A 25,390-nucleotide genomic window follows, 5' to 3' on the forward strand; every position below is an offset into this window, starting at 1 on the left:
GTGTTCGTCTCCGCGCGCAGCGACTACGCGCTCCGGGCGATGCTCGCCGTCGCCGCCGGTGGTGATGGTGGTGGCGACGGCGACCGGGTCGGCGAGTTGGTGAAGGCGGCCAGCCTGGCCGAGGTGCAGGACATCCCGCTCAGCTTCCTACAGGGCATCCTGCTCGACCTGCGCCGGGCCGGTCTGCTGCACAGCCATCGCGGCGCCGACGGCGGGTACGCGCTGACCCGCCCAGCCGACGAGATCACCGTCGGCGACGTACTGCGCGCGGTCGGCGGCTCGCTCACCACGGTGCGCGGTCTGCCGGCCGAGCGGGCCGGTTATCACGGAGTGGCCGCCGGGCTCACCGACGTCTGGCTGGCGGTGCACGGGGCGATCGCCACTGTGGTCGACAGCACCACTCTGACCGACCTGCTCACCCACGCTCCGGCGGTCAGCACCGACGCACCGCTCGCATGATCGCGCTCGATCATTGATGTAGTGGCCTCGCCCGCTTGGCGAGGGGCCTATTTCCTGGATCGAGCGCGATTATGCGCGTTCACGGCCCCCTCGGCCAGCGCCCCCCTCGGGCAGCGGCCCCCTCGGGCAGCGCCCCCCTCGGGCAGCGGCCCCCTCGGGCAGCGACGCCCTCGGGCAGCGACGCCCTCGGCCGGCGACGCCCTCGGCGCGAGCCGGGAGGACGTGGAGGCGATGTGGTCGGGCCGGTGCCCCGCCGACCCGACCACATCTCGTACCGATCCTGACCGGGCCTGCCCCTCCGCCGGCACCGGTAGGCCGGTCGCTGCTCAGCCCACGTGTGCGGTCGCCGGGCTGACGCCCGGATCGCCAGGACTGTGCAGCTCCACCAGACTGGCGGGAGCGTTACCCGCCGGGGTGGCATGCCAGGGCGCGAAGGCCGCAACCATGGCGAGCAGCAACCCGGCGAGCGCGACCGCGACCACCAGGATCAGTTCACGCAGTGCGCCCGAGCCGGCTTCGCCCGCCATGGTCACCCCTCCCGTGCCGGGCCCCCCGCCCGGCTTCCCCCGTCGGTCAGCCTCGACCACCAGCGGCCGGGGCGCAGTCGGCCAGCCGACCCAGCGGAGGCTGATTACCGACTCAGCAGAGGGGGCCACCCGGCGCGGTCGGCTGACCGGTCGGGCCGCACTGACAGCCGACCGGCCGGAACACCGCGCAGACCAAACCGACCCGCCTCGCCGAAGCCGACCGGCCCGGAACACCGCGCAGACAAAACCGACCCGCCTCGCCGAAGCGGGACGGGTCGGTCTACGCGCAGAAGATCAGACGGTACGGGGACGACGCGGCCGACGGGACCGGCCCGACGCGCGGTGCGCCGGACGGGCGCCCCCGTCGGCGGCCGAGCCCCCGGAGGTACGGGCCCGAGTTGCGGGCGCCGGCGGAGCGACGATGGTCACCGGCACACCGGACGGCTCGCGGGCACCGGTCACCCGGGCCAGCGCTCCGTCACCCGCGCGCACCTGGACCGACTCGGGCCGGATACCGGCGGTGGCCATCAGCCGGGACACGTCCCGACGCTGCTCCGGCAGGACCAGGGTGACCACGGAACCGGACTCGCCGGCCCGGGCGGTACGGCCGCCCCGGTGCAGGTAGTCCTTCGCCTCGGTCGGCGGGTCAACGTTGACCACCATGTCCAGGCCGTCCACGTGGATGCCACGGGCCGCCACGTCGGTGGCGACCAGGGCGGTCACCTGACCGTTGCGGAACTGCTCAAGGATCCGGGTGCGCTGCGGCTGGGACTTGCCACCGTGCAGCGCGGCCGCGCGTACGCCCTTGGAGAGCAGTTGGCGGGCCAGCCGGTCGGCGCGGTGCTTGGTGCCCATGAACAGGATGGTGCGGCCCTCACGGGCGGCGATCCGGGTCAACGCGTCGGGCTTGTCCAGCGCGTCGACGTGCAGCACGTGGTGGGTCATCGCAGTGACGGTGGCGGTGCCCGGGTCGACCGAGTGGGTGACCGGGTTGCTCAGGAAGCGGCGGACCAGCCGGTCCACGCCACCGTCCAGGGTGGCGGAGAAGAGCATCCGCTGCCCCTGCGGCGCGACCTGCTCCAGCAGCTTGGTGACCTGCGGCAGGAAGCCCATGTCGGCCATCTGGTCGGCCTCGTCGAGCACTGTGATCTCGACCTGGTCGAGCCGGGCGTCGCCGCGGTTGATCAGGTCGTGCAGCCGGCCCGGGGTGGCGACGACAACCTCGGCGCCGGCGCGCAGAGCGTCCGCCTGCCGTTGCAACGACAGCCCGCCGACGACTGTGGTGCAGCGCAGCCCGACGGCGCGGGCGTACGGGGCCAGCGCTGTGGTGACCTGCTGGGCCAGCTCACGGGTCGGCACCAGCACCAGGGCCAGCGGGCGGCCCGGCCGAGCCTTACGGCCGGCGGTGCGGGACAGCAGCGGAAGCCCGAAGGCGAGGGTCTTGCCGGAGCCGGTACGACCGCGGCCCAGCACGTCCCGGCCGGCGAGCGAGTCGGGCAGCGTCGCCGTCTGGATCGGGAACGGCTCGGTGATGCCCTGCGCGGTCAGCGCGGTGAGCAGCGCCGGTGCCAGACCGGTATGAGCGAACGACGGAATAACTGTGGTCATGCGAAAGCCTTCCTCGACGCGGAACGTGTCGAGGGAGGGCGCCGAAGTCGGCGCTGTCAACCGGCGGCGCAAGGCAGCCAGGACTCACAAGCACGAACCGATTGGAGTACGGGCCGGCCCGCCGCCGGGCCGCCGCCTGCATGCGCAGGCGGCAGCGGGGCGGGCCGGTCCCGTCACCGTCACACCCGGAGGGCGCGACAGGTAATGCTGACCGATCCGAAGATCAGAGCGGGCGGATGTTCTCCGCCTGCGGGCCCTTCTGGCCCTGGGTCACCTCGAACTCGACCCGCTGGTTCTCGTCCAGGCTCCGGTAGCCGGAGGACTGGATCGCCGAGAAGTGGGCGAAGACGTCAGCGCCGCCGCCGTCCGGGGTGATGAAGCCGAAGCCCTTGTCAGCGTTGAACCACTTCACGGTGCCAATAGCCATGTGTTTCGTCTCCTTGACGGAACGTCGGACACGCACTTGTTGCGTGCCCGAAGAGGAGCGCTCCGCGCGGGGATGCGCGAATCGCCTGTCGCTTCTGGTCGCCCCGCCCGGAGAACTCCGGACACAACAAAGAGCGCCTGGGGCCACAATCCCGCCAGGCGCACACAGAGTCTCTGGTAACCAAAACTGCAACCCGGTCAACCTACCACGGTTTTCCCCGCCATGGTCAATGTTGGGCAGAATCCTCGGGCAACTGCGCGATCATGGCCGTGAGGCCGGTCACATCCAGCAGGTCGGCGGGCCGGACGGTCACCCCGTGCCGGACGTAGTGGAACGCCGCGCCCACAGTGTCGACCGGCACGCCGGCCAGTTCCGCCCAGGCCAGCCGGTAAACGGCCAGTTGCACGGCGGCCACGTCGGCCGCCGGCCCGGTGGGCTGCGCGCCGGTCTTCCAGTCGACCACGTCGAACCGGCCACCCGGCCGGGCGAAGACAGCGTCCATCCGGCCCCGCACCACCACCCCGGCGATCACAGTGGCGAAGGGCACCTCCACCTCCACCGGTGACCTGTCGGCCCACTCGCTGGCCAGGAACCGCTCCTGAAGCTCGACCAGCGCCTCGTCGGGCGCGGCATCGGCGTCGGCCGCGCCGGGCAGCTCGTCCAGATCCAACAGGCGGTCGGCGCCGAAGCGCTGCTCCAACCAGGCGTGGAAGGCGGTGCCTCGACGGGCGTACGGGTTGGGTTCGGACGGCACCGGGCGACGCAGCGTACGGGCCAGGGCCGCTGGATCGCGCCGCAGCGCGACCAGCTGGGTGACGCTCAACGCGCCGGGTAGCGCCACCTCGACCGCACCGGAGAGCCGGGTCAGCTCGGCGCGCTCCGCCAACAGCAGGTCCGCCTCACGCTGCCAGCGCGCCACCTCCGGATCCACCTCCGGCTCGACCTGCTCGACCGGCTCGGCCGGCCCGACCTGCTCGACCGGCGATCCGATCGGCGTGACCGGCCCGGCGAGCACCGGCCCGACCGGCCCGGGGAGCGCCGCCGCCGGACCGTCGGCCATCAGGCGACGCACCAGCCCGGCCGCCTCGGCCAACGCCGGCCGGCGACCGCCCAGCGGGTCTGCCGGCCACTCCGCGCGGAGCACCACCTCGGCCGTGGGGTTCGTCGCGTCGGGAGTCGGCTCCGGCGCCCACGCGTCGATCAAATGCCCGGGCCCGCCGTCGAGGCAGGCGTCGTACACCTCACGCAGGAAGACCGAGGGACCTCGCGGTCGCTTCGTGCCCTCCCCCCACCAGTAACCGGAGCAGAGCAGCAGCCGGCGCGGCCGGGTGACAGCGACGTACGTCAGCCGGCGTTCCTCCCGTTCGTCGTGGGCCCGCCACGCGTCGGTGAAGTCGGTCACCGCCCGCGCCACGGCCCGCTGGTCCCCCGCCTCGTCGAGTGCCAACTCGGGCAGGCCGTCGGCATCGCCGCGCAGCGGGAACGGCAGCACGCCCAGCCCACCCAGCCAGTGGTCGGAGTTGCGGACCGGCCCCGGCCACAGACCACGACTGAGCCCGGCCACCGCAACGACGTCCCACTCCAGGCCCTTGGCGGCGTGCGCGGTGACCACCTGCACCGCGCCCTCCACCACCTCGACCTCGCCCGGCGCCAGACCGCGCTCCTCATCCTCGGCGGCGGCCAGGTAGGACAGGAACCCGGACAGGGTCGCGCCGGGCGTCTCCCCGCTGAACCGGGCCGCCACGTCACCGAGCGCGTCCAGATGCCCCCGGGCCAGGCCCGCATCGCCGGCGCCGTCCCGGCCGGCCCGCACCGCGACCTCCACGTCCAGGCCGATGGTCCGCTCGATGTCCGCGATGAGATCCGGCAGCGCCTGGTCCAGCCGGTAGCGCAGCAGCGCCAGTTCCCGGCCGTACGCGCGCAGCCGTGCGAACCCCTCAGCCGAGTACGCCTGCGCGGGCCCGAGGTCGGCCAACGCCTCCACCAGAGTCGCCTCGTCCAACAGGTCGGGGCTGATCTCCGCGGCCTCGTCGGCGGCCACCTGTCGCCGGGCGTTCGCGATGGCCCGGGCCCGCCGGTGCAACGCCACCAGGTCACGTGGCCCGATCCGCCAACGGGCGCCGGTGAGCAACCGCAGCAGCGCGGCACCATCGGTCGGGTCGGCAAGGACCCGCAGCGTGCAGACCACGTCGCGTACCTCTGGGGTGTCCAGCAGGCCGCCCAGCCCGACCACCTCGACCGGTAGGCCCCGCTCCCGCAGAGCCGACTCGATCGCCGGGATCTGGCTGCGTACCCGGACCAGCACGGCGGTCGTCGGACGGCGCTCCACCGGGATGTGTTCCGGGGCCGCGCCCGGCATCCCGGCCGCCCCACGCCAGGCGGCGAGCACGCTGTCGGCGATCCAGTCGGCCTCGTCGGCGTACGTGGGCAGCATCGCGCAGTGCACAGTGCCGCCGGCCGCGCCGCCCGGGCTGCGGTGCGGAATCGGGTCCCGGACGGTCAGCGCGGAGCGCAGCTCCGGCACCCGGGCACCCGCCGCCCGCAGCGGGGTGGAGAGGGCGTTCGCCACCCGGAGGATCTCCGGGCGGTTGCGCCAACTCGTGGTGAGCCCCAGCGCCGGGGCCGGCTCACCGTTGGCGCGGGCGAACTCGGTGGGGAACCGGTCCAGGGTGCCCGCGCTGGCCCCCCGCCAGCCGTAGATCGACTGGCACGGGTCGCCCACAGCGGTCACCGGGTGCCCGCCACCGAACAGCGCGTTGAGCAACACCACCTGGGCGTGGCTGGTGTCCTGGTACTCGTCGAGCAGCACCACCCGGAAGCGGTCCCGCTCGATCACGCCGACCCCCGGGTGGTCCCGGGCCACCCGGGCCGCCCGGGCGAGCTGGTCGGCGAAGTCCATCGCCTCGAAGTCCTCCTTGCGCCGGGCGTACGCCCGCACCAGCGGCAACAGGCGCAACCGGGTCTGCTGGAGGGTGAGCGCCTTGCGCACGTCGGCGTACACCCGACCCGGCCGGGACTGCACCTCGGCAAAGAACCGACCGGTCCAGGCCGCCAGGTCGTCCGGCGCGACCAGATGCTCGTCCAGCTCCCCGGCGAGCGCCAGCACCGCATCGGTGATGGTGCTCGGCATCCGGTCCACCTCGGACATGTCGCCGTCGTAGTTGCGCACCAGCAGGTCCACCAACTGCCAGCGGGACGCCTCGGTGAGCAGCCTGGTGGACGGCTCGTAGCCGGCCCGCAGCCCGTGCTCGGTGACGATCCGCCCCGCGTACGAGTGGTAGGTGGAGACGGTGGGCTCACCCGCGATCGGGTCGTCCAGCGGGTCCCGTCCCTGCCGGCCGAGTCGGCGGATCAGCTGGTCGAGCCGGGTGCGTACCCGATGGGCCAGCTCGCCGGCCGCCTTGCGGGTGAAGGTCAGGCCGAGGATCTGCTCCGGCCGCACGTACGAGTTGGCCACCAGCCAGACCACCCGGGCGGCCATCGTCTCGGTCTTGCCCGACCCGGCGCCCGCTACCACCAGCAGCGGCTCCACCGGGGCGGCGATGATCGCGGCCTGTTCCCGGGTGGGTGCCGGCAACCGCAGCAGCTTGGCCAGCTCCACCGGTGTGTAGCGGGGGCCGGAGTCCGCGAGTCGGGGCGTCGGCGCGGGGCCCGCGCCGAACAGGGTGGGCTGACTCACCGTGCCGTCTCGGTTCCCAACACCGGCGCGCTCCTCGCCCTCACGGGTGCCGTCCCAGGTCGTGACCGGGCTCGCACGCTCATTCCTCGCCCTCACCTGTGCGTCGCACGGTGGGCGGCTCGACGACCTGGCGACCCTGCCCGGAGACCGGGCAGCTGGTGCGCACCGGGCAGACCCGGCACTTCGAGTTGGCCACCGCGGCGAACGTGGCGGCTGCCATCGTATCGGCGGTCCGCCGGACCAGCGCTGTCGCCCAGCCGGCGGCCGGCCCCTCGCTGGCGGCCGGCTGATTCTGCTCCCTGGCGTCCTTGGCGGAGGTCCCGAGCTGCACCAGCGCGGCACCTCCGGACTCGTCACCGAACTCGGCGAACGCCCCCGCCTCCACCGCCGCCTGGTAGGCGCCGAGCTGCGGGTGCTCGGCAAGGTCGGTGCCGGTGACAGCTGTGGACTTGCCGGTCTTCAGGTCGATCACCACGAGCCGCCCGGCCTCGTCGACCTCCAGCCGGTCGACCCGGCCGGCCAGGTCGATGGGCCGGTTCGGGTCGTCCAGGCGGACGGCGAACTCGTGCTCGATGGCGAGCAACCGGCGTGGATTGGTGGCCAGCCAGCGCAGCAGTTTGTCGACCATCGCCTCGGCGCGTTCCCGCTCCGGCCCGGCCATCCACCGGGCCGCCAGCTCGATCGCGTCGAACCGGGCGGCCACGTAGTCGAGCAGCGCGCCCCGGTCGGCGCTGGCGTCCTCGGCGAGCATCGCGGCGGCGTGGACCAGGTTGCCCACTCCCTGCGCGGTGCTGGTCGGGCCGCTACCGCCGTGCCGTTCCAGCAGCCAGCGCAGGCTGCACCGCAGCGCGCTCTCCATGGCCGACGGGGTGACCCGCACCGGGTCGCCGTCGTCGACGAGCGGCCGGTCGTCGGAGAGCACCCGCAACCCCCACCAGTCGTCGGGGTGCGCGCCGGGCACCCCGGCGGCGGCGAGCCGGGCCAGTTCGGCCGCCGCGGCGCGCCGCCGGGCCGCCGGGGCGGCCGGGTCGGTGATGGCGGTACGCAGTTCAGCTACCAACGCCGGCAGGGTCAGCGCCCGGGGTGGACGGGTCACCGGCAGCGCCCCGGGGCGGTCCGGCTCCTCGTCGCTGGTCTCGCCCACCGCGGCGCCCCCTCTGCCGCCGCCGGAGGACGGCTCGGTGCGGGGACCGGGCGGCGGGCCGGGCGCTGTCGGCGGGGTCGGCGGCGGTGTGTCCGGCGGGGTCGGTGGCGGTGTGCTCGGGCCCAGCTCGTGCAGGAACCGGCTGGGTTGCTCCTCGTGGTCGTCGCCGCCGACGGCGGCCGACGCCACGGCGCTGACCAGCAGCCGGTGCCGGGCCCGACTGATGGCGACGTGGAAGAGCCGACGCTCCTCGTCCAGCAGCGCCGAGGTCTGACCCACCACGTTCGCCGCGGTCGCCCCGTCGACCGACCGGCCGGCCAGCACGTCGACCAGTCGCTCGGAGCCGAGCAGGCTGCCGCGCAGCCGCAGGTCCGGCCAGATGCCCTCCTGCACGCCGGCCACCGCCACCAGATCCCATTCCAGGCCCTTCGCGGCGTGCGCGGTGAGCAGGCGTACCGCCGCACCCCGGTCGGCGGTCGGGGCGATGGTGTCAGCCGGCAGGTCCTGGGCGAGCACGTGGTCGAGGAAGACCTCGGTGCGGGCACCGGGCAGCCGGTCGGTGAACCGGGCCGCCGCGTCGAAGAGGACCAGCACGGCGTCCAGGTCGCGGTCGGCAGCCTCGGCCCGCCGACGCCGGGCCAGGTCGCCCTCGCCAGCCTCCGGACGACCCTGGTTGATCGCGCCGGCCCACCGCTCGGCGAGACCACTGGCGTGCCAGACGGCCCAGAGCACGTCCTCGGCGGTCGCACCCGGGCGGGCGGCGGCCTCGCGTGCGATGGCAAGCAGCCCGGCCACCGCCTGCGCCGGCTCCGCCCAGAGCCGCTCGATGCCGGCCAGCTCCTCCGGGTCCTGCAACGCCTCGACGATCAGCTCCCCGGAGGGACGTCGGTCGCCGCCGGCCAACGCGAGCGCACGCAGGCCCTGCCGCAGCCGCCGCTCGGCCAGCGGGTCGGCCCCGCCGAGCGGCGAGTGCAGCAGCGCGACGGCCGCCTCCTCGTCGAGTCGATCCGGCTCCAGCGCGCAGCGCAGCAGGAGCAGCAGCGGCGCGACCGCCGGTTGCAGGTGCAACGGCAGATCCTCACCGTGCACCACTGTGGGCACCCCGGCGGCGTGCAGCGCCCGTCGCAGGGTGGGCAGTTGCAACGCGGTGGACCGCACCACCACCGCCATCCGTGACCACGGGACGCCGTCGAGCAGGTGAGCCGAGCGCAGCGCGTGGGCCAGCCAGGCGGCCTCGCTGGTCGCCGAGCGGAAGGTGTGCACCTCGACCACGCCGGGCGGCGCGCCCGGCACCGGGTGCAGCCGGCGGTGCGCGGCCGGACCCCGCAGCCGGCGGCCCAGCCGGGCGATCGCCGCGAGCAGACCCGGCCCGGCCCGGTACGACGTGGTCAGCAGCACCTGCGCGGCCGGCGCACCGGATGCCGTCCGGAACCGGTGCGGGAACGTCGCCACCCCGGCCGGGTCGGCGCCCCGGAAGGCGTACGTGGAGGAATCCGGGTCGGCGAACGCGACAAGCGACTTGCCACCGCCGGCGATCACCGAGAGCAGCTCCAGTTGGGCGGGGTCGGTGTCGGCCAGCTCGTCGAGGTAGACGTGGGCGAGGCGACGGCGCTCGGCGGCCAGCAACTCCTCGTCGTCGCGCAGCAGCCCGGTGGCCGCCCGGACCAGCTCCGCCGGGTCGTACGCGATGGAGCCCCGGTTGCTGACGTCACGCAACGCGAGCACTGCGACGTACTCCCGCAGGAAGCGGGCGGCGGCCGGCCAGTCGGCGCGGCCGAGCTTTTCACCCAGCCGGGCCAGGTCGATCGGGCCCACGCCGCGCTCGGCGGCGCGCATGAGCAGGTCGCGCAGTTGGCCGGCGAACGCCCGGGTGCGCAGGGCGGGGCGCAGGTCTGTGGGCCAGCCGACCGGGTCGTCCTCGGGCTCCTCGCCCACCACGTCCAGCAGCTCACGGATGATCAGATCCTGCTCGGGGCCGGTGAGCAGCCGGGGCGACGGTTCGCCCCGCTCGGCGGCGGCGCGGCGGAGCAGCCCGAAGGCGTACGCCGGGAAGGTGCGCACCAACGGCTCGCGCAGCACCCGGTGGCCGTCCTGCGCGATCCGGGCCTCGATGCGCTGTCGCAGCGCGGTGGCGCCTCGGCGGCCGAAGGTCAGCACCAGGATCCGTTCGGGGTCGGCCCCCTCTGCCACCCGGGCGGCGACCGCCTCGACCAGCGTGCTGGTCTTGCCGGTGCCCGGGCCGCCGAGCACCAGCATCGGCCCGTCGGTGTGCCCGACCACCTCGGCCTGCACCGGATCGGCCCGCCAGCCGTCGCCGGAGGCCAGCTCGGGCCCGGCCACGCGATCGGGCCCTTCCGACGTGCCGACACCGCCCACTGACGTGCCGCCGCTGGCGAGCACGGAAGCGCCGTCAGGCGTCGTCCCGTCCCCCCGCGCCGGCCCTCCGGGCCGCCGCACCAACCGGTACGCCTGCATCAGCTCATCCCATCAGACCCATACGACACCCACCCACCCAAACCCCACTCCACACCGCACCCCATCCAGCCTCGTCGATCATGACGTTAGCTGCGCGACACGTCGACGGCGACGTCGACAACTTCATGATCACCGCGGCCTGGGTGGGGTTGGGGCGGTCAGGTCAGGTGGGATTCCAGAACGTCGAGGGCCTCGGTGACGGTGGTGGTGACCGTCAGAAGGTCGCGGCCGGCGGGCTTGAGGAACGTCTGGTCGGCCAGCGCGTCGAGCCAGTCCAGCAGGGGACGGTAGAACCCGTCGGTGTCGATCAGCACCATCGGCTTGGTGTGCAGGGCGAGGGTGGCGGTGGTCCAGACCTCGAACAACTCGTCCAGGGTGCCCAGCCCGCCGGGCAGGGTGAGGAAGGCATCCGACTTGTCGATCATCAGGGTCTTGCGGCTGGCCATCGAGTCGGTCACCAGCAGCTCGTCCGAGGCCAGGTCGGCGACCTCCAGGTCGACCAGCGACTGCGGGATCACGCCGACGGTGCGGCCACCGGCGGATCGGGCGCCGTCCGCCAGCGCGCCCATCATGCCGACGCAGCCACCACCGCTGACCAGCGTGTGCCCGCGCCGGGCCAGCTCCGCGCCGGTCTCGGCGGCCAGGTCCAACCAGCGCTGATCAAGGGTACGAGAGGAGGCGCAGAAGACGCAGATCGCCGCCATCAGTCGTGGTCCCGCGCCTGCTCGGCGGCGGCCTGCTGGTCTGCGCCGGTGCGCGCGACGGCCTCCTCGCGGACCGCCTCCTGCTCGGCGGAGAGCGCGGCCTCCGACGCGACGATGTACCGGACCGCCTCGTTGACGTCGTCGGTGAGGCAGATCAGGTCCAGGTCGACCGGCCCGATCTTGCCGGTGGCGGCCATCGTGTCGCGCAGCCAGTCCAGCAGGCCCTGCCAGTAGGCGACTCCCATGAGCACCACCGGGAACCGGGTGACCTTGCCGGTCTGCACCAGGGTGAGCGCCTCGAACAACTCGTCCATGGTGCCGAACCCGCCGGGCAGCACGACGAACGCCTGGGCGTACTTGACGAACATCGTCTTGCGGGCGAAGAAGTAGCGGAAGTCGATGGCCAGGTCGACCCAGTCGTTGATGCCCTGCTCGAACGGAAGCTCGATGCCGAGACCCACGGAGAGCCCACCGGCCTCGCTGGCGCCCCGGTTGGCGGCCTCCATCACGCCGGGCCCACCTCCGGTGATCACCGCGTAGCCGGCTCGGGCCAGCGCGCCGCCCAACTCCTCGGCCAACTGGCACTCGGCGCTGTCCGGTGCGCTGCGCGCGGAGCCGAAGACGCTGACCGCTGACGGCACGTCGGCGAGGGTGTCGAAACCCTCGACGAACTCGGCGAGGATGCGTAGCGCGCGCCAGGCGTCCTTGGTCTTCCAGTCGCCGCGCCCCCGTGAATCCAGCAGTCGCTGGTCGGCGGTGCTGCTCGGGATCGCCCCTCTGCGCAGGGTGACCGCACCGCGATGCCGCTCCTGTCCCGGACCGCGACCGGCCTCCCGCCCGTTGCTCTGGCTCATGGGGCAACCGTAGTGGAGCAGCACCGGCCGGGTGCGCGGGGCGGGGACGCCGAGAAATTGTTCGGGATCATGGGCAACTATTCGGCGCTCCCGTACGTCTTACTATTCACATACCGGGTATGCCCCGGCGCGCGCCTTCGGGGGAGGAGACAGCGTGATCAGTAACAGCGAGATGATCCGGATCCGTCGCCAGATGCAGCGACGGATCCGAGACGTGGTGGCCGAACGCCGCCGCACCCGCCAGCAGAACCCAACCCCCACCTCCCCCACACCCTCCGGAACCGATCAAGAGGTTTGCGTCGCCGACAACGGGCCAGGCTGACGCAAACCTCTTGATCACCGGTGGGCTCCGGCGCGAGGCCGGAGCCGGGGCCGGGGCCGGGGCCGGGTCAGACCGGGGCCAGCCAGCGGTGCAGGGTTGCCGCGCCGTCACGGATCTTGCTGATCTCGACGTGCTCGTCGGGGTGGTGGGCGAGGTTCGGGTCGCCCGGGCCGAAGTTCAGCGCGGGAATGCCCATCGCCGCGAACCGGGCCACGTCCGTCCAGCCCAGCTTGCCGATCGGTGCGGCGCCGACCGCCGCCAGGAACTCCTTCGCGGGGGCCGCGTCGAGCCCGGGCGCGGCACCGGCAGCAGTGTCGGTGACTGTCACCTCGAAGCCGGTGAACACCTCACGCAGGTGCGCCTCCGCCTCGGCCGGGGTGCGGTCCGGGGCGAACCGGTAGTTGACCTCGACCTCACAGAGGTCGGGAACCACGTTGCCGGCCACCCCACCGTTGATCCGCACCGCGTTCATACCCTCGCGGTAGTCGCAGCCGTCAATGGTGACCCGGCGCGCCTCGTACGTCTGGAGACGTCGCAGCACCTCGCCGGCGGCGTGGATGGCGTTGACCCCGTGCCAGGAGCGCGCCGAGTGGGCGCGTACGCCGGTCGTGGTGACCACCGAGCGCATGGTGCCCTGACAGCCCGCCTCGACGATGCCGTACGTCGGCTCCAGCAGCACCGCGAAGTCCGCCTGCAACCACTCCGGGAACGCCTGGGCGACGAGGTTGAGCCCGTTGTACCGCGACTCGATCTCCTCGGCCTCGTAGAAGAAGTACGTCACGTCGTAGCGCGGCTCGGGCAGCGTCACCGCCAGGTGCAGCGCGTACGCGGTGCCCGACTTCATGTCGGAGGTGCCGCAGCCGTACATCAGGTCGCCGCGCATGGTCGACGGGAAGTTGTTGTTCAACGGCACCGTGTCGAGGTGCCCGGCCAGCACGACACGCTGCGACCGACCGAGGTCGGTACGGGCCATCACCGTGTTGCCGTGCCGGTGGGTGGTCAGGTGCGGTACGCCCCGCAGCACCTCTTCGACACAGTCGGCGATCGCCTTCTCGTTGAGGGACACGGACTCTATGTCGACCAGAGCGCGGGTCAGCTGCACCGGATCGGCGAGGACCTCGGGGGTCAGCGGGTTCTCCATGGTTCGCACGGTACCTTCAGGTCTGTCAGCGCGAGGAGCGAGCCGAGGTCAGCTTGGCCGTGACCGAGAGGTGTAACAGTGACGTCCGCAGATTCCGCCTGGGGCATCGGCCTGGCTACGGTCACCGCAGACGAGCAGGTGCTCGATACCTGGTACCCGACCGGCAAGCTGGGCCTGGGCGAGCTGCCGCTGGTCGCCGGCGAGGACAAGGCGGACGTGCTCGACCTGCCGCCCGCCGCGCTCGGTGACCGGTCCCTGCCCGGCCTGCGTACCGTGCAGGTGGTGACCGTGATCGGCTCGTTGGACGACCCGATCAAGGACGCGTCCGACGCGTACCTCCGGTTGCACCTGCTCTCGCACCGCCTGGTCCGACCCAACCAGCTCAACCTGGACGGCATCTTCGGCAAGCTGGCCAACGTGGCCTGGACGTCCGCCGGGCCGTGCCCCCCGGAGCGGGTGGACGAGCTGCGGGTGATCGAGCGAGCCGCCGGTCGGCACCTGGCGGTGTACGGGGTCGACAAGTTCCCCCGGATGACCGACTACGTGGTGCCCTCCGGTGTGCGGATCGCCGACGCCGACCGGGTCCGTCTCGGCGCGTACCTGGCCGCCGGCACCACTGTGATGCACGAGGGCTTCGTGAACTTCAACGCCGGCACCGTCGGCACCTCGATGGTCGAGGGGCGGATCGTGCAGGGCGTGCTGGTCGGCGACAGCTCCGACATCGGCGGCGGGGCTTCCATCATGGGCACCCTCTCCGGCGGCGGCACCGACAAGATCAGCATCGGTGAGCGGAGCCTGGTGGGCGCGAACGCCGGCGTCGGGATCTCCCTCGGCGACGACTGTGTGGTCGAGGCCGGCTGCTACATCACCGCCGCGTCGAAGATCACGCTCCCTGACGGCCGGGTGGTCAAGGCTCGGGAGCTGTCCGGCGTCGACGGCCTGCTGTTCTGGCGCAACTCGGTCACCGGCGGGCTGGAGGCCCGACCGCGCACCGGCCGGGGCATCGAGCTGAACGCCGCCCTGCACGCCAACGACTGACGGCCCCGTCCGGGTCCGCGGCGTTCGGCCGCGGACCCGGACGGGGTACGCCTCAGCGCAACCGGTACGCCTGGATGATCCGTTGGGTCACCGTGTTGCCGGCGGTGTCCCGGGCGGTGGCCCGCAGCGACACGTGGCCGGGTCCGCCCGGATGCCGCAACACTGCCGACCAGCCGTCGGCCGAGGTGCGGACCAGCTTCGCCCTGCCCCAGGTCTTCCCGCCGTCGTACGAGACGTCGACGGCGAGCTTCTCCACCCGGGTGGCCGGTGAGCCGGGCTGCCGCTGCACCCGTACCGGTACGACGAAGCCCTGACCGGCCGGAGCGCTGTTGTCGACCCGCAGCGGCGGCGCGAAGCGCACCGCCGACAGGGGCAGTCGGGCCGGCGTCTCACCGGCGACGTGCCTCGATCGGAAGGTCCAGCTCGACTCCACGGCGGTGCTCAGGTCGGTGAAGCTTCGCTTCGACGACATGACGAGCCGGTAGTCGGCCGCACCCGGTGGAACCGCGAACTCGCCGTAGCCGGCGTACTCGCTCTCGCCGACCAGCTTGCCGTTGCGCCAGAGCTTGGTGTGCTCACTGTCGCTCAACGAGGCGCCCGGGTGCCCGGCCGCGTCGCTGAACATCGGCACGTCGACAAGGATGGTGTCGCCGACCCGGCTGACGCTCTGGTACGGCCAGCGCGGGTTCGGGAAGGACGGTGCGTACGGCGCCTGGTTCCAGATCTCCTGGACCGTCCGTCCGGCCCGGTACGCGGTGGGGGTGGAGAAGAGCGCCGCCTTCGGATTCAACCAGCCGTCGTCGTCCACAGTTCCGAAGTAGACCTCGGACTCCCACTTCACGTTCTTGGTGTTGTAGTGCTCCACCCGCTGGCCGGGCACGACGGTGGGCAGGATCAGCGCGGAGTAGCCGACGTTGTACTCCAGCTCGGGGATCACGACCCGCTCGGCCGCCATGCCCGGGTAGCCACCCCGGAACCGGTGCACGACGGTGGCCAGGTCCCGCCGGGTGTAGTCGCGGACGAACCCGGTGGGCATCCGGCCAGGTACCGCCTCGGCCAGCGCGTACAGGTACGGGCTGTTGGCCGGGTCTGGAGCGGTCCACTGGCTGCTGACGGTGCCGACGAACTTGTCGGCGGAGGTCGGCTTGCCGAGCTGACCGCTGGTCAGGCCGGTGAACGTCTCCGCCCAGAGCCCGACGCCGTACCCACTGCCGTCGTCGGCGGTGAAGTTGCCGCTGAGGTCGATCAGTTGCGGGACGGCGGTCCGGTCCGGAACGGTAGTCCGCACCGGCTTGGCCCGGCGGGCGTCCACGACGATCCGGGTGTCCCGCTCGATCGTCAGTTCGGGCTGCATCAACAGCGACATCCCGCGCTGCTCATCCTCCGGACCGGGCTCGAAGACGAGGCCGGCCAGGCCGTAGTGCCCCTTGGGCACCCGCACGGTGGCCACCCCGTCGGAACTGACGAGGTCCCAGGATCCGTAGCTGTCCATCCCGAGCAGGAAGCTCCAGTGGTCAGCGGTACGCGCGCCGGCGCGGTTCAGGTGCTCCACGGTGAGCGTGTAGCTCTCCACCTCCCGGTTCACTGCCAGCGGGGTGACAGCGACCGCAGCACCGGACCGGGCCACGATCCGCCCGGTCCAGTAACCGTCGGCGTCGCCGAGGCGGGTGTCAGTGGTGACGGTCGTGGCGGCCGTGCCGCCAGCCGGCACTGTGAGTTGGTTGGCGCCCAGGACGAACAGGCCGGCCGGTAGCGCCCGACCGCCGGGGCCAGCGCCCTCGACGCTCAGGTCCACTGTGACCGGGGCCGTACCGTCGTTACGCCAGGTCACCGTACGGGTGATCGGGGCGTCGTCGGCGTGCGGCCAGAGCGTACGCCCGAACGAGACGCTCACCGGGTCGGTGGTGAGCTGCTGGGTGATCGCGTGTGCGACGTCGACCCGCCCGGCGCCCTGCTGGTAGGCGGTCTGGTCCGGGTGCGGCTTGGCGGCGGCCATCAGGGTGGCCTTGAGCCGGTCGGCCCGCCATCCGGGGTGCTGCTGTGCCAGCAGCGCGGCCGATCCGGCGACGTGCGGGGTGGCCATCGAGGTGCCGGAGAGGGCGACGTAGCGGTCCCCCACCGGGTCGCCGATGACGCCGTTGGCGGACCGTGCGGCGACGATGTCGACGCCGGGCGCTGTGATGTCCGGCTTCAGCGCATCGTCGCCGACTCGCGGGCCCCGGCTGGAGAAGTCGGCCAGTTCGTCGTCGCGGTCCACCGCGCCCACGGCGAGCCCGGCGTCGGCGCTGGCCGGGGAGCCGACCGAGCCGTCAGCACCGTCGTTGCCGGCGGCGAGGACGAACAGCGTCCCGGTCTGCGCGGTGAGGGTCTGCACGGCCTCCTCGACCGGGTCGACCTCCGGGGTGTCCCAGCCGCTGAGGCTCATGTTGACCACGGCGGCCTTCTTCTCCACAGCCGCCCACTGCATGCCGGCGAGGATCGCCGAGTCGGTGCAGCCCGCGTCCTCACAGACCTTGCCGTCCAGCAGCGTCGCGTCCGGCGCCACACCTCGGTACTTACCACCGGAGGCGGCGCCGGTGCCCGCGATGGTCGACGCCACGTGGGTGCCGTGGCCGACAGTGTCCCGAGCGTCGGCGACCTCGGTGAAGTTGCGCGCCTCGGCCACCTTGCCGGCCAGGTCCGGGTGGGTGGCGTCGACGCCGGTGTCCAGCACCGCGACGGACACCCCCGCGCCGGTGAACCCGGCCGCCCAGGCGGCGGGCGCGCCGATCTGCGGCACGCTGTGGTCGAGGGTCACCCGTCGACGGCCGTCCAGCCAGATCCGCTCGACGCCCCCCGCCGCGTCGAGCCGGGCCCCAGCGGGACCGGTGGCGACCGCCGCCCACACCGCGCCGAGGGAGGACTTGTCGCTGCTCAGGGCGGCACCGCGGATCAGCGGCAGGTCACGGGTCACCCGCGTGCCGGGCAGTGCGGCCGACGTACGCCGGGCGGACCCCGTCGAGCCGTACGACACCAGCAGCGGCAGGGTGTTGCGGTGGGCGTCGTCGTAACCTGCCTCGATCAGCCCGGTGACGTCGAAGAGTCGCCGGTCCACCCGGCCGGAGCGCAGCAACGGCAGCGCGTCAGTCGGCGTCACGGTGAGGCGTCCGCGCTCGCGCTGGACCAGGAACTGCACGTCCTCGCGGCCGACGCCGGGCCGGGCCGAGGTGCCGGAGGCGGTGATGGTGACCCGGTCACCGGTGATCAGCGTGACGATGGCCGAGCGGTTGGCGACGGGTCCACTCGAAGTGGACTGTGGGCCGGTGCCGCCCGGTGTGGCGGGCACTGTGGCAGCGGCTGAGGCGGGAGCCGGCGCGGAGAGCGCCAGCGCGAACACGAGGCCGAGGGCGGCCAATCTTCTTCCCTGGTGCAACGGATCCTCCTCGTCAAGCGTCTTGATGGATGGAGTCACATTGACAACCCAGAATTGCATACTGGGTATGCATAATGAAGGCCAAAAAATGACGGACCCGCCACGAGCCGACGAACCGGGCCGGCATGATCGGGCGGTGACCTCCACGAAGGACAAGATGCTCGCCGGCGAGCCATACATCGCCGACGATCCCGAAATCATCGCCGATCTGGACCGGGCCGCCCGGCTGATGGAGCGCTTCAACACCAGTCCGGCGGCCGATCCGCAGGCCCGGATCACGGCACTGCGGGAACTCCTCGGCGAACTGGGCGAGGACACCTGGATCCGCCCACCGTTCTACTGCGACTACGGCTGGCAGATCCGCATCGGCCCGCGCAGCTTCGTCAACTACAACGCGGTCTTCCTCGACGTCGCTCGGATCACCCTCGGCGCGGACGTCCAGGTCGGCCCGAACGTGCAGCTGCTCACCCCGACACACCCGGTCGAGCCCGGCCCGCGACGGGACAAGTGGGAGGCGGCCAAGCCGATCACCATCGGCGACAACGTGTGGCTCGGCGGCGGCGCCATCGTGTTGGCCGGCGTGACGATCGGCGCGAACACAGTCGTCGGCGCGGGCGCTGTGGTCACCCGGGACCTGCCCGCCAACGTCGTGGCGGTCGGCAACCCGGCCCGGCCGGTCCGCGAAATCGGCTAGACCGGCGGGGGCTCCGCCAGGCGGACCACCAGGTCAGCCCGGTCGGCGGTGGGGGTGATGAGCGCGGCGTTCGACTCGTCGCTGCCCAGCGCCCACGCCCGCGCCTGCTCCGGAGATCGACCGAACGCCTCATGCCGGGCGGTCAGCCGGCGGTGCCGCACCTCGGCGTCCAGGTCGAGAAACCACGCCTCGTGCAGCAGCGGTCGGATCTCCTGCCAGGGGAAATCCGGCAACAGCAGGTAGTTGCCCTCGGTCACCACCAACCGGACCGACGGCAGCACCTCGATCGCCCCGGCCACCGGCTCCTCCAACTCGCGGCGGAACTCCGGCGCGTAGACCGCCGTCGGCTCCAACCGGTGCAGCCGGCGCAGCAGCGAGACGTACCCGTTGGCGTCGAAGGTGTCCACGGCGCCCTTGCGGTCGGCGCGGCCCAGGCGAACCAGTTGCGACTGCGCCAGGTGGAAGCCGTCCATCGGCACCAGGCAGGCGGCCGACCCGATCTCGGCGACGATCCGTTCCGCCAGGGTGGACTTCCCGGCGCCCGGTGCACCGGCGATGCCGAGCAGTTGTCGCGGACCGGCCTCGGCGAGCACCGACGCCCGCGCCACCAACTCTTCGGTGGACAGCACCCGGGCCGGCGGCATCAGCCCAGAACCGGGTCGCTGATGGTGAACCGGGCCTGCACCGCCGCCTGCACGGTCTGCGGCTGCGGGTCCAACTCGAGCTCCGGTGGACCACCGCCCGTGCCACCAGCCCCGGCGAAGGCCGCACGGGCGAACATCGGCCGGTCGGCGGGGCCCGCGTCGGCAAGCTCGATCAACGAGGTGACCCGGGCGCCCAGCGCCTCCGCGTACTCCCGGGCCCGCAGCAGCGCGTCGCTGATCGCGGCGTGCCGGGCCGCACGATGGGCGGGGCTGTCCGGACGAAGCTCCCACCACGGGCCGGTTACCTCGACCTGGTCCTGGTCGGCGAGCCGGAGCATCAGCTCGCCCAGCGCTGTGAAGTCGGTGACGGTGACCGTGGTGGTGACACTGCCGTGCCAGGCGACCACCCGTTCACCCGAGCGCCGGGTCTCCGGCCGCACCCGCAGGTCGCCGGTCTCCCGCCGCGCCACCACCGGCCCGGAGCCGTCCAGCAGCACCCGGACCGCCGCGGCCCGCTCGGCCAACCGGGTCAGCGTCGCCTCCCGGTCCCGGTCGCGGGCTGTCGCGGTGACCGCGAACCGGGCCAGCTCGGGAGGCACCTCCCGGTACGCCTCACCGCGCACCTGCACCACCGGACCGTCCGCCGCCATACCCCTCAGCCTAGTCAGCGATGGGGCGACGCGCCGCGTAGGAAACAGTGTTCGCGTCGGCGCGCAGGGCGGTCAGGTAGCCGCCGGCCACCCCCAGCTCGCGCAACCAGGACACCTCTGCGACGTGGTCACCACCGGCCGGGAACTGCCTGTCGTCCGCGTCGAACCGCCGGTCGCGCAGCGCCACCCGGGAGGCCCTCGCCTCGTCGTAGCGTGCAGTGAGCGCCGACGCGTCATCGGCGCGCAGCGCGACGGTCAGGTCGTCCAGGAACGCGGTGACCTCGGCCAGCTCACGCAGCACCCGGTCCCGGTTGCCGAGCAGCATGTTGGCGGTACGGTCGGCAGGGGTTCCGGCGACCCGGGTGCCGTCGGAGAAGCTGCCGGCGGCGAGCGCGAGGATCGCGTCGCGCAGCGGTGCGCGTTGCACGGCGCCGGCCAGCGCGCCGGCGAGCAGGTGCGGCACGTGGGAGGCGAGCGCGGCGGCCGAGTCGTGCTCCGTGGCGGACATCGGCACCACCCGGGCCTCGAAGACCTCCACCAGCAGCTCGGCCAGCCAACGGAACGCGGTGGTGCCCGGGCCGGGTGCCGGACAGAGCACCCAGGCCGCGCCGGTGAGCAGGTCCGGGCGCGCGGCCGTCAGGCCAGCCCGGTCGGTGCCCGCCATCGGGTGGCCGGGCACGAACCGGTGCGTCAGCCCCTGCGCGGCGGCGAACGCCGCCACCTGCTCCTTGGTGCTACCGACGTCGGTGAGCACACAACGCTCGCCGGTCATCGCCGCCACCTCGACCAGCGTCGCCGGCAGGGTGGGCAACGGCCCGCACAGGAAGACCACGTCCCGATCGGTCACCGCCTCGACCAGGTCGTCCGGAGCGGGTACGCCCACCCGGCGAGTCTCCCGCCGGGTGGCCTCGTCCGGGTCCCACCCGACCACGTCGATGCCGGCGGCGGCCATCCGGAGCAGCACCGAGCCACCGATCAGACCGGTGCCGACGACCGCCGCCCGTACCCGCGCACCTGGCCTGTCCACCATGCTCGACCGCCCGGATCCGCGATCAGGTGAGGCGCGCCGCGACGCCGGCGATGTGCTCGTCGGACTCGGTCAGCGCGACCCGGACATGCTGCCCGGCCGTCGGGCCGTAGAAGACGCCGGCGGCGACCAGGATGCCGCGTCGGGCCAGCCAGTCGACGGTCTGCCAGCAGTCCTCACCCCTGGTCAGCCAGAGGTACAGGCCCGCCTCGGAGTGCTCGACGGTGAACCCGGCACCGGTGAACGCCGCGGTGAGCACCTCCCGCCGGGCCCGGTAACGCTCCCGCTGCTCCTCGGCGTGTCGCTCGTCCTCCAGCGCGGCCACCATTGCCGCCTGCACCGGCGCGGGCACGATCATGCCGGCATGCTTGCGGACCTTGAGCAGCTCCGCGACGAGCGCCGGGTCTCCGGCGACGAAGCCGGCCCGGTAGCCGGCGAGGTTGGACCGCTTGGAGAGCGAGTGCACGGCCAGCACCCCGGCGTAGCTACCCCCGCTGACCTGCGGAGACAGCACCGAAACCGGGTCGGCCGACCAGCCCAGGGGCAGGTAGCACTCGTCACTGGCGACCACCGCGCCACGCTCGCGGGCCCAGTCGACCACCTTGCGCAGGTGCGCCGCGGGCAGCACCCGGCCGGTCGGGTTGCCTGGCGAGTTGACCCAGACCAACCGAACCCGCGAGGTCGGCCCGACCGCCGTGAGCGAGTCGGTACGAACGACTGTGGCACCGGCCAGCCGGGCCCCGTCCTCATAGGTGGGGTACGCGATCGACGGCACCACCACCACGTCACCCGGGCCGATGCCGAGCAGCGTGGGCAGCCAGGCCACCAGCTCCTTCGAGCCGATGGTCGGCAGCACACCGAGACCGTCGACGCCAGCGCCGCAGGCTCGGGACACCCACGCCGCGATGGCGGCCCGCAACGCCGGGGTGCCGGCGGTCAGCGGGTAACCGGGAGCATCGGACGCGTCAGCCAACGCCCGCCGGATCACCTCGGGCACCGGGTCGACCGGCGTACCCATGGAGAGGTTGATCAGGCCCTCCGGATGCGCCGCGGCCAACGTGGCCGCGGCGTCCAGGGTGTCCCAGGTGAACTCGGGCAGCCGCGACGAGACCGGCGCGGGCCGGTTCAGTTGCCCTCGCCGCGCGGCGGCTGCGCGGCGACGAAGGTGGCGTCCTTCTCCACCTTGCCGACCTTCGAGGCGCCACCGGGCGAGCCCAGGTCCTCGAAGAACTCGTAGTTCGCGCCGGTGTAGTCCTTCCACTGCTCCGGGACGTCGTCCTCGTAGAAGATCGCCTCCACGGGGCAGACGGGCTCACAGGCACCACAGTCGACGCACTCGTCGGGGTGGATGTAGAGCATCCGATTGCCCTCGTAAATGCAGTCGACCGGGCACTCCTCGATGCATGCCTTGTCGAGCACATCTACGCACGGCTCGGCGATGATGTAGGTCACCGGTCTTCTCCTCCGCAAGACTCGCCGCGATCTCCCGCGACGCTAAGAGCCTAGTATCTCGCCGGGGAGGGGGTCGATCGTGCTCCGACAGCAGGATGTGGGACACCGGATCGTGGTCCGCCGGATTGTGGGGATTCGCGAGGGCCGCCCACTATTTTCCGATGCCCTCGGCGAGCTGGTCGAGCTGAGCGAGACTCATCTCACTCTGGCCACCGCCCAGGGGCCGCTCCGGGTACCGGTGGCGCAGGTCCACCGCGCCAAGCGCGTTCCGCCGACCCGGCGGCCGACCGCCGCGGCGGTCGTGGCGCTGGAGCGGGCCGCCGACGAGGCCTGGCCGGCGCCGACCCGGGGCCTACTCGGTGACTGGCTGCTCCGGTCGGCCGAGGGCTGGACCGGGCGCGCCAACTCCGCGCTGCCGATCGGCGACCCGGACCGACCACTGGCCGCCGCTGTCGACGCGGTGGAGCGCTGGTACGCCGACCTGGGCCAACCCGCGTTGATCAACACGCCGCTGCCGCTCGCCGCACCGGTCGGCGCCGAGCTGGACGCCCGTGGCTGGGGCACCCGTCCGCCGACGCTGGTGCAGACCGCGCCGCTGCCCCTACCGGCGTCGACGCCCGCCAGCGGCCAGGCCGACGGGTGGGGCAGCGCTGTCGTCGAGCTGGCCACCGCGCCGAGCGACGAGTGGCTGGCCATCGCCGCCGGCCGTAAGGGCGGCCTGCCGGACGCCGCCCGGCACGTCCTCACCGCCGTGGACCAGGTTCGCTTCGCCCACGTGTACGCCGACAACGCCCTGGTGGCCATCGGCCGTGGCACTGTGACCGGCCAGGGACGCTGGTTGGGCCTCAGCCTGATCGAGGTCCTGCCGGCGGCCCGCCGCCATGGGTTGGCCCGCCGCGTGATCCACGAGCTGGCCAACTGGGGGGTGGCGGGCGGCGCGACGCACGCGTTCCTCCAGGTCGAGCAGCGCAACGCGGCGGCTGTCGCGCTCTACCAGCGACTCGGCCTCGTCACCCACCACACCTACCTGACCCGGGTAGCCCCGAACACAGCTTGATCCACTCGGCTTTCAGGAAGTCGCGGCATCCGGACGCCCGGGACCCCCCGACTTCAAGGAAGCCGAGTCGATCAAGAGCGGTGGTCAGCGGCGGACGACTCGGCGGGGCTTGGCGGCCTTGACCTCGGCGTACCGCTTGAGCTGCTGAGAGCGGTAGTCACGGCCGAGCGCGGTGAGCACCAGATAGCCGATCAGCAACCCGGCACCAGTCGCGAGCAGGTAGAGCCAGATCTGGGCGAAGAACGTCGCCGCGCCACCGGCGAACGGGTTGTCACCGACCAGCAGCGGCCCGACCAGCACTGTCAGCAGCAGCGCCACCGGCACCACGAGGGCCATGTCGGCGGCCCAGCCCGCCAGCGGCCGGCGTCGGCCCCAGCGGAAGGCGACCACGGCGAGGATCAGGCCGATCACCGTGAACATCGTCAGCGACACCCGGTCGGCGGCGGTGTCGTCACCGTCGAAACCGAACCGGGTGATCAGTCGGGCGACCACGTTGACCGCGAACAGCGCCGCTACGAGCACCCCGAGGTCACGCCACCGCTTGTCCATCGCCGGACCCTCCTGCCGTACGCCCGTCGCGGGCTCGCATCCCTGGCAGGAATATCTACCACCCTTACCTGGGAGCCGTCATCACCCGGCAGCAACCAGAACCGGCCCGGCGTCAGCCGTCCAGCATGGCCGGCTGCGGCGCGAGAATCTGCCGGAAGCCCATCACCGCGAAGGTCATCGCGCCGGCCACGATCATGGCCAGCCCGACCCAGTTGTCGCCGGCCAGCAACAGGTCCCCCTCGTTGGTCCGGATGGCGGCGACCGCCATCAGCGCGAACCACGGCACCGCCGGCAGCGCCACCGCCCAGCGACGGCCCACCGCCTCGTACGCGAACCAGCTCAGCAGGATGTTGGCGCCGATGGCGAGGAGCACCGACACGCCGACCAGTTGCCCGCCGACGCGGAGCGTGGCGAGCAGCAGCTCCAGTACGCCGGTCAGCACACCGGCGAGGACCACGACGATCCCACCGACCAGCCGGACGCCCAGATCCAGCAGTCGCGGCGGCGGCCCCGCCGGGGGCGGGGCTTCCTGGTCCTCCACGACCGTCATCTGTGCGGCCGGCACTGTCACCGGAGACCCGCCGCCGCGACCGGGGACCGGTCCGGGGCGGTCTCCGCGGGCAGGCCGGCGAAGAGGTCGTCCTCCCAGCCGTACGGCCCGGTGCCCGGACCCTTCGCACCGACCGCGAGGGTGAAGAACTCCACGCCCATGAACTCGCCACCGAAGTTGCCGGCGATCGAGTAGAGCCACGAGTTGGCCGGGATCTGGGTGGCGTGTGCCCGCATCGCGGCCTCCTTGGCAGTGTGCTGGTCGGTGCCGTCGATCCGGGCGGCGATCTGGGCGTCCGGGGTGCCGAAGGGCAGGTCGGCGATGTCCTCGATGCCGCCGAACGGGTTGTCGGACGACTCGGCGAAATGCGTCATGCCGGCCTCCAGGACGCTGAGCGGCATGGCCGTCCAGTAGACCTTGAGCGGGGCGCAGCCCTCGGCGGTGGCCAACTCGACGGCACGCATGGCCACCCGGTGCGCCTGGATGTGGTCGGGGTGGCCGTAGAAGCCGTTCGGGTCGTACGTGACGAGCACCTGCGGGCGTACCTCTCGCATGATCTCCACGAGGTGCCCGGCGGCCTCGTCGAGGTCGGCCTGCCAGAAAGCCCTGGGGTGCTCGTTGGTCGCGAGCCCCATCATCCCGGAGTCACGGTAGCGGCCAGCGCCGCCGAGGAAGCGGTGGTCGCTGACGCCGAGCGCGGCGCACGCGGCGGCCAGCTCGGCCACGCGGTACCCGCCGAGCTGGTCGGCCTCGGCGGCGGCGAGCTGCGCCAGCGCGGGCACGTGGATCTCGCCCTCCTCGCCGAGTGTGCAGGTCACCAGCGTGACGTGCGCGCCGTCGGCGGCGTAGTGGGCCATCGTCGAGCCGGTGCCGATCGACTCGTCGTCGGGGTGCGCGTGGACCAGCAGCAGGCGGCGGTCGGGCAGCATCGTCACGACGGTCACTCTAACTGGCAGTTCGGCCCGGCCAACGCTGAC

The 25,390-nt window shown here is 72.8% G+C and carries 22 protein-coding genes; 5 read left to right on the forward strand and 17 right to left on the reverse strand.

All coding sequences use genetic code 11. From position 1 onward, the window contains the following. Positions 1-459, forward strand: a complete 459-nt coding sequence (locus AB0K35_RS05195) for an Rrf2 family transcriptional regulator (RefSeq protein WP_238668228.1) — start codon at positions 1-3, stop codon at positions 457-459. Between the two features lie 326 nt (positions 460-785). Here AB0K35_RS05195 and AB0K35_RS05200 read toward each other — a convergent pair whose 3' ends face one another. The 7 genes from AB0K35_RS05200 to AB0K35_RS05230 form a co-directional block, all read right to left on the reverse strand. Continuing rightward, positions 786-986 carry a hypothetical protein gene (locus AB0K35_RS05200; RefSeq protein WP_238668229.1) on the reverse strand — a complete coding sequence of 67 codons (201 nt, stop codon included), beginning with the start codon at positions 984-986 and terminating at the stop codon, positions 786-788. A 294-nt stretch (positions 987-1,280) separates the two neighbouring features. After that, positions 1,281-2,594: a DEAD/DEAH box helicase gene (locus AB0K35_RS05205; protein WP_238668230.1), complete on the reverse strand. Its 1,314-nt coding sequence runs from the start codon at positions 2,592-2,594 to the stop codon at positions 1,281-1,283. Positions 2,595-2,817: 223 nt separating this feature from the next. Further along, on the reverse strand, positions 2,818-3,021 hold the full coding sequence (locus AB0K35_RS05210; protein ID WP_007464836.1) for a cold-shock protein: 204 nt from the start codon (positions 3,019-3,021) through the stop codon (positions 2,818-2,820). Positions 3,022-3,247: 226 nt separating this feature from the next. Then, complete coding sequence (locus AB0K35_RS05215) at positions 3,248-6,700, reverse strand: UvrD-helicase domain-containing protein (protein ID WP_363883889.1); 3,453 nt, start codon at positions 6,698-6,700, stop codon at positions 3,248-3,250. A 79-nt stretch (positions 6,701-6,779) separates the two neighbouring features. After that, positions 6,780-10,319, reverse strand: coding sequence for an ATP-dependent DNA helicase (locus AB0K35_RS05220; protein WP_363883891.1), 3,540 nt, complete (start codon positions 10,317-10,319; stop codon positions 6,780-6,782). A 158-nt stretch (positions 10,320-10,477) separates the two neighbouring features. Continuing rightward, the gene (locus AB0K35_RS05225; RefSeq protein WP_112675715.1) at positions 10,478-11,023 is read right to left on the reverse strand and encodes a TIGR00730 family Rossman fold protein; all 546 of its coding nucleotides are present in this window, start codon (positions 11,021-11,023) and stop codon (positions 10,478-10,480) included. Next, positions 11,023-11,877, reverse strand: coding sequence for a TIGR00730 family Rossman fold protein (locus AB0K35_RS05230; RefSeq protein WP_238668233.1), 855 nt, complete (start codon positions 11,875-11,877; stop codon positions 11,023-11,025). Before AB0K35_RS05230 ends, AB0K35_RS05225 begins: the two co-directional genes overlap by 1 nt. A gap of 154 nt (positions 11,878-12,031) precedes the next feature. Between AB0K35_RS05230 and AB0K35_RS05235 the strand changes: the two genes are divergently transcribed. Further along, positions 12,032-12,199, forward strand: coding sequence for a hypothetical protein (locus AB0K35_RS05235; RefSeq protein ID WP_238668234.1), 168 nt, complete (start codon positions 12,032-12,034; stop codon positions 12,197-12,199). 67 nt (positions 12,200-12,266) lie between these two features. On the opposite strand, the gene dapE is transcribed toward AB0K35_RS05235, so the two are convergent. Further along, positions 12,267-13,340, reverse strand: a complete 1,074-nt coding sequence (dapE, locus tag AB0K35_RS05240) for a succinyl-diaminopimelate desuccinylase (protein WP_238668235.1) — start codon at positions 13,338-13,340, stop codon at positions 12,267-12,269. A gap of 78 nt (positions 13,341-13,418) precedes the next feature. On the opposite strand from dapE, the gene dapD reads away from it, so the two are divergent. After that, positions 13,419-14,378, forward strand: coding sequence for a 2,3,4,5-tetrahydropyridine-2,6-dicarboxylate N-succinyltransferase (dapD, locus tag AB0K35_RS05245; RefSeq protein WP_363883894.1), 960 nt, complete (start codon positions 13,419-13,421; stop codon positions 14,376-14,378). 52 nt (positions 14,379-14,430) lie between these two features. Here dapD and AB0K35_RS05250 read toward each other — a convergent pair whose 3' ends face one another. Continuing rightward, positions 14,431-17,850 carry a S8 family serine peptidase gene (locus AB0K35_RS05250; protein WP_363883896.1) on the reverse strand — a complete coding sequence of 1,140 codons (3,420 nt, stop codon included), beginning with the start codon at positions 17,848-17,850 and terminating at the stop codon, positions 14,431-14,433. 76 nt (positions 17,851-17,926) lie between these two features. Between AB0K35_RS05250 and AB0K35_RS05255 the strand changes: the two genes are divergently transcribed. After that, a complete protein-coding gene (locus tag AB0K35_RS05255; RefSeq protein ID WP_238668238.1) occupies positions 17,927-18,484 on the forward strand; it encodes a sugar O-acetyltransferase in 558 nt (185 codons plus the stop codon). On the opposite strand, the gene AB0K35_RS05260 is transcribed toward AB0K35_RS05255, so the two are convergent. From AB0K35_RS05260 to fdxA, 5 genes are read right to left on the reverse strand one after another with little or no spacing between them, the layout of a single operon-like run. Beyond that, complete coding sequence (locus tag AB0K35_RS05260) at positions 18,481-19,128, reverse strand: nucleoside/nucleotide kinase family protein (protein WP_363883899.1); 648 nt, start codon at positions 19,126-19,128, stop codon at positions 18,481-18,483. The genes AB0K35_RS05255 and AB0K35_RS05260 overlap by 4 nt on opposite strands. Continuing rightward, positions 19,128-19,778 (reverse strand): SIMPL domain-containing protein, encoded by a 651-nt coding sequence (locus AB0K35_RS05265; RefSeq protein ID WP_363883901.1) that lies wholly within the window; start codon positions 19,776-19,778, stop codon positions 19,128-19,130. The genes AB0K35_RS05260 and AB0K35_RS05265 overlap by 1 nt, the downstream gene beginning before the upstream one ends. 10 nt (positions 19,779-19,788) lie before the next feature. Next, on the reverse strand, positions 19,789-20,808 hold the full coding sequence (locus tag AB0K35_RS05270; protein WP_238668241.1) for a prephenate dehydrogenase/arogenate dehydrogenase family protein: 1,020 nt from the start codon (positions 20,806-20,808) through the stop codon (positions 19,789-19,791). Between the two features lie 22 nt (positions 20,809-20,830). Next, entirely contained in the window at positions 20,831-21,934 is a 1,104-nt protein-coding gene (dapC, locus tag AB0K35_RS05275) for a succinyldiaminopimelate transaminase (protein WP_274525533.1), read from the reverse strand. Continuing rightward, positions 21,931-22,257, reverse strand: coding sequence for a ferredoxin (gene fdxA / locus AB0K35_RS05280; RefSeq protein ID WP_167492961.1), 327 nt, complete (start codon positions 22,255-22,257; stop codon positions 21,931-21,933). Before fdxA ends, dapC begins: the two co-directional genes overlap by 4 nt. A gap of 79 nt (positions 22,258-22,336) precedes the next feature. Between fdxA and AB0K35_RS05285 the strand changes: the two genes are divergently transcribed. Next, positions 22,337-23,314, forward strand: a complete 978-nt coding sequence (locus AB0K35_RS05285) for a GNAT family N-acetyltransferase (protein WP_238668242.1) — start codon at positions 22,337-22,339, stop codon at positions 23,312-23,314. A gap of 84 nt (positions 23,315-23,398) precedes the next feature. Here AB0K35_RS05285 and AB0K35_RS05290 read toward each other — a convergent pair whose 3' ends face one another. From AB0K35_RS05290 to mshB, 3 genes are all read right to left on the reverse strand, one after another. Beyond that, positions 23,399-23,863 carry a hypothetical protein gene (locus tag AB0K35_RS05290; protein WP_238668243.1) on the reverse strand — a complete coding sequence of 155 codons (465 nt, stop codon included), beginning with the start codon at positions 23,861-23,863 and terminating at the stop codon, positions 23,399-23,401. Positions 23,864-23,975: 112 nt separating this feature from the next. Continuing rightward, entirely contained in the window at positions 23,976-24,413 is a 438-nt protein-coding gene (locus AB0K35_RS05295) for a hypothetical protein (RefSeq protein ID WP_238668244.1), read from the reverse strand. 17 nt (positions 24,414-24,430) lie between these two features. Beyond that, on the reverse strand, positions 24,431-25,357 hold the full coding sequence (gene mshB / locus AB0K35_RS05300) for an N-acetyl-1-D-myo-inositol-2-amino-2-deoxy-alpha-D-glucopyranoside deacetylase (RefSeq protein WP_363883904.1): 927 nt from the start codon (positions 25,355-25,357) through the stop codon (positions 24,431-24,433). Positions 25,358-25,390 lie beyond the last annotated feature (33 nt).

The organism is Micromonospora sp. NPDC053740 (assembly GCF_040677775.1).
Taxonomy (GTDB): Bacteria; Actinomycetota; Actinomycetes; order Mycobacteriales; family Micromonosporaceae; genus Micromonospora; species Micromonospora alfalfae.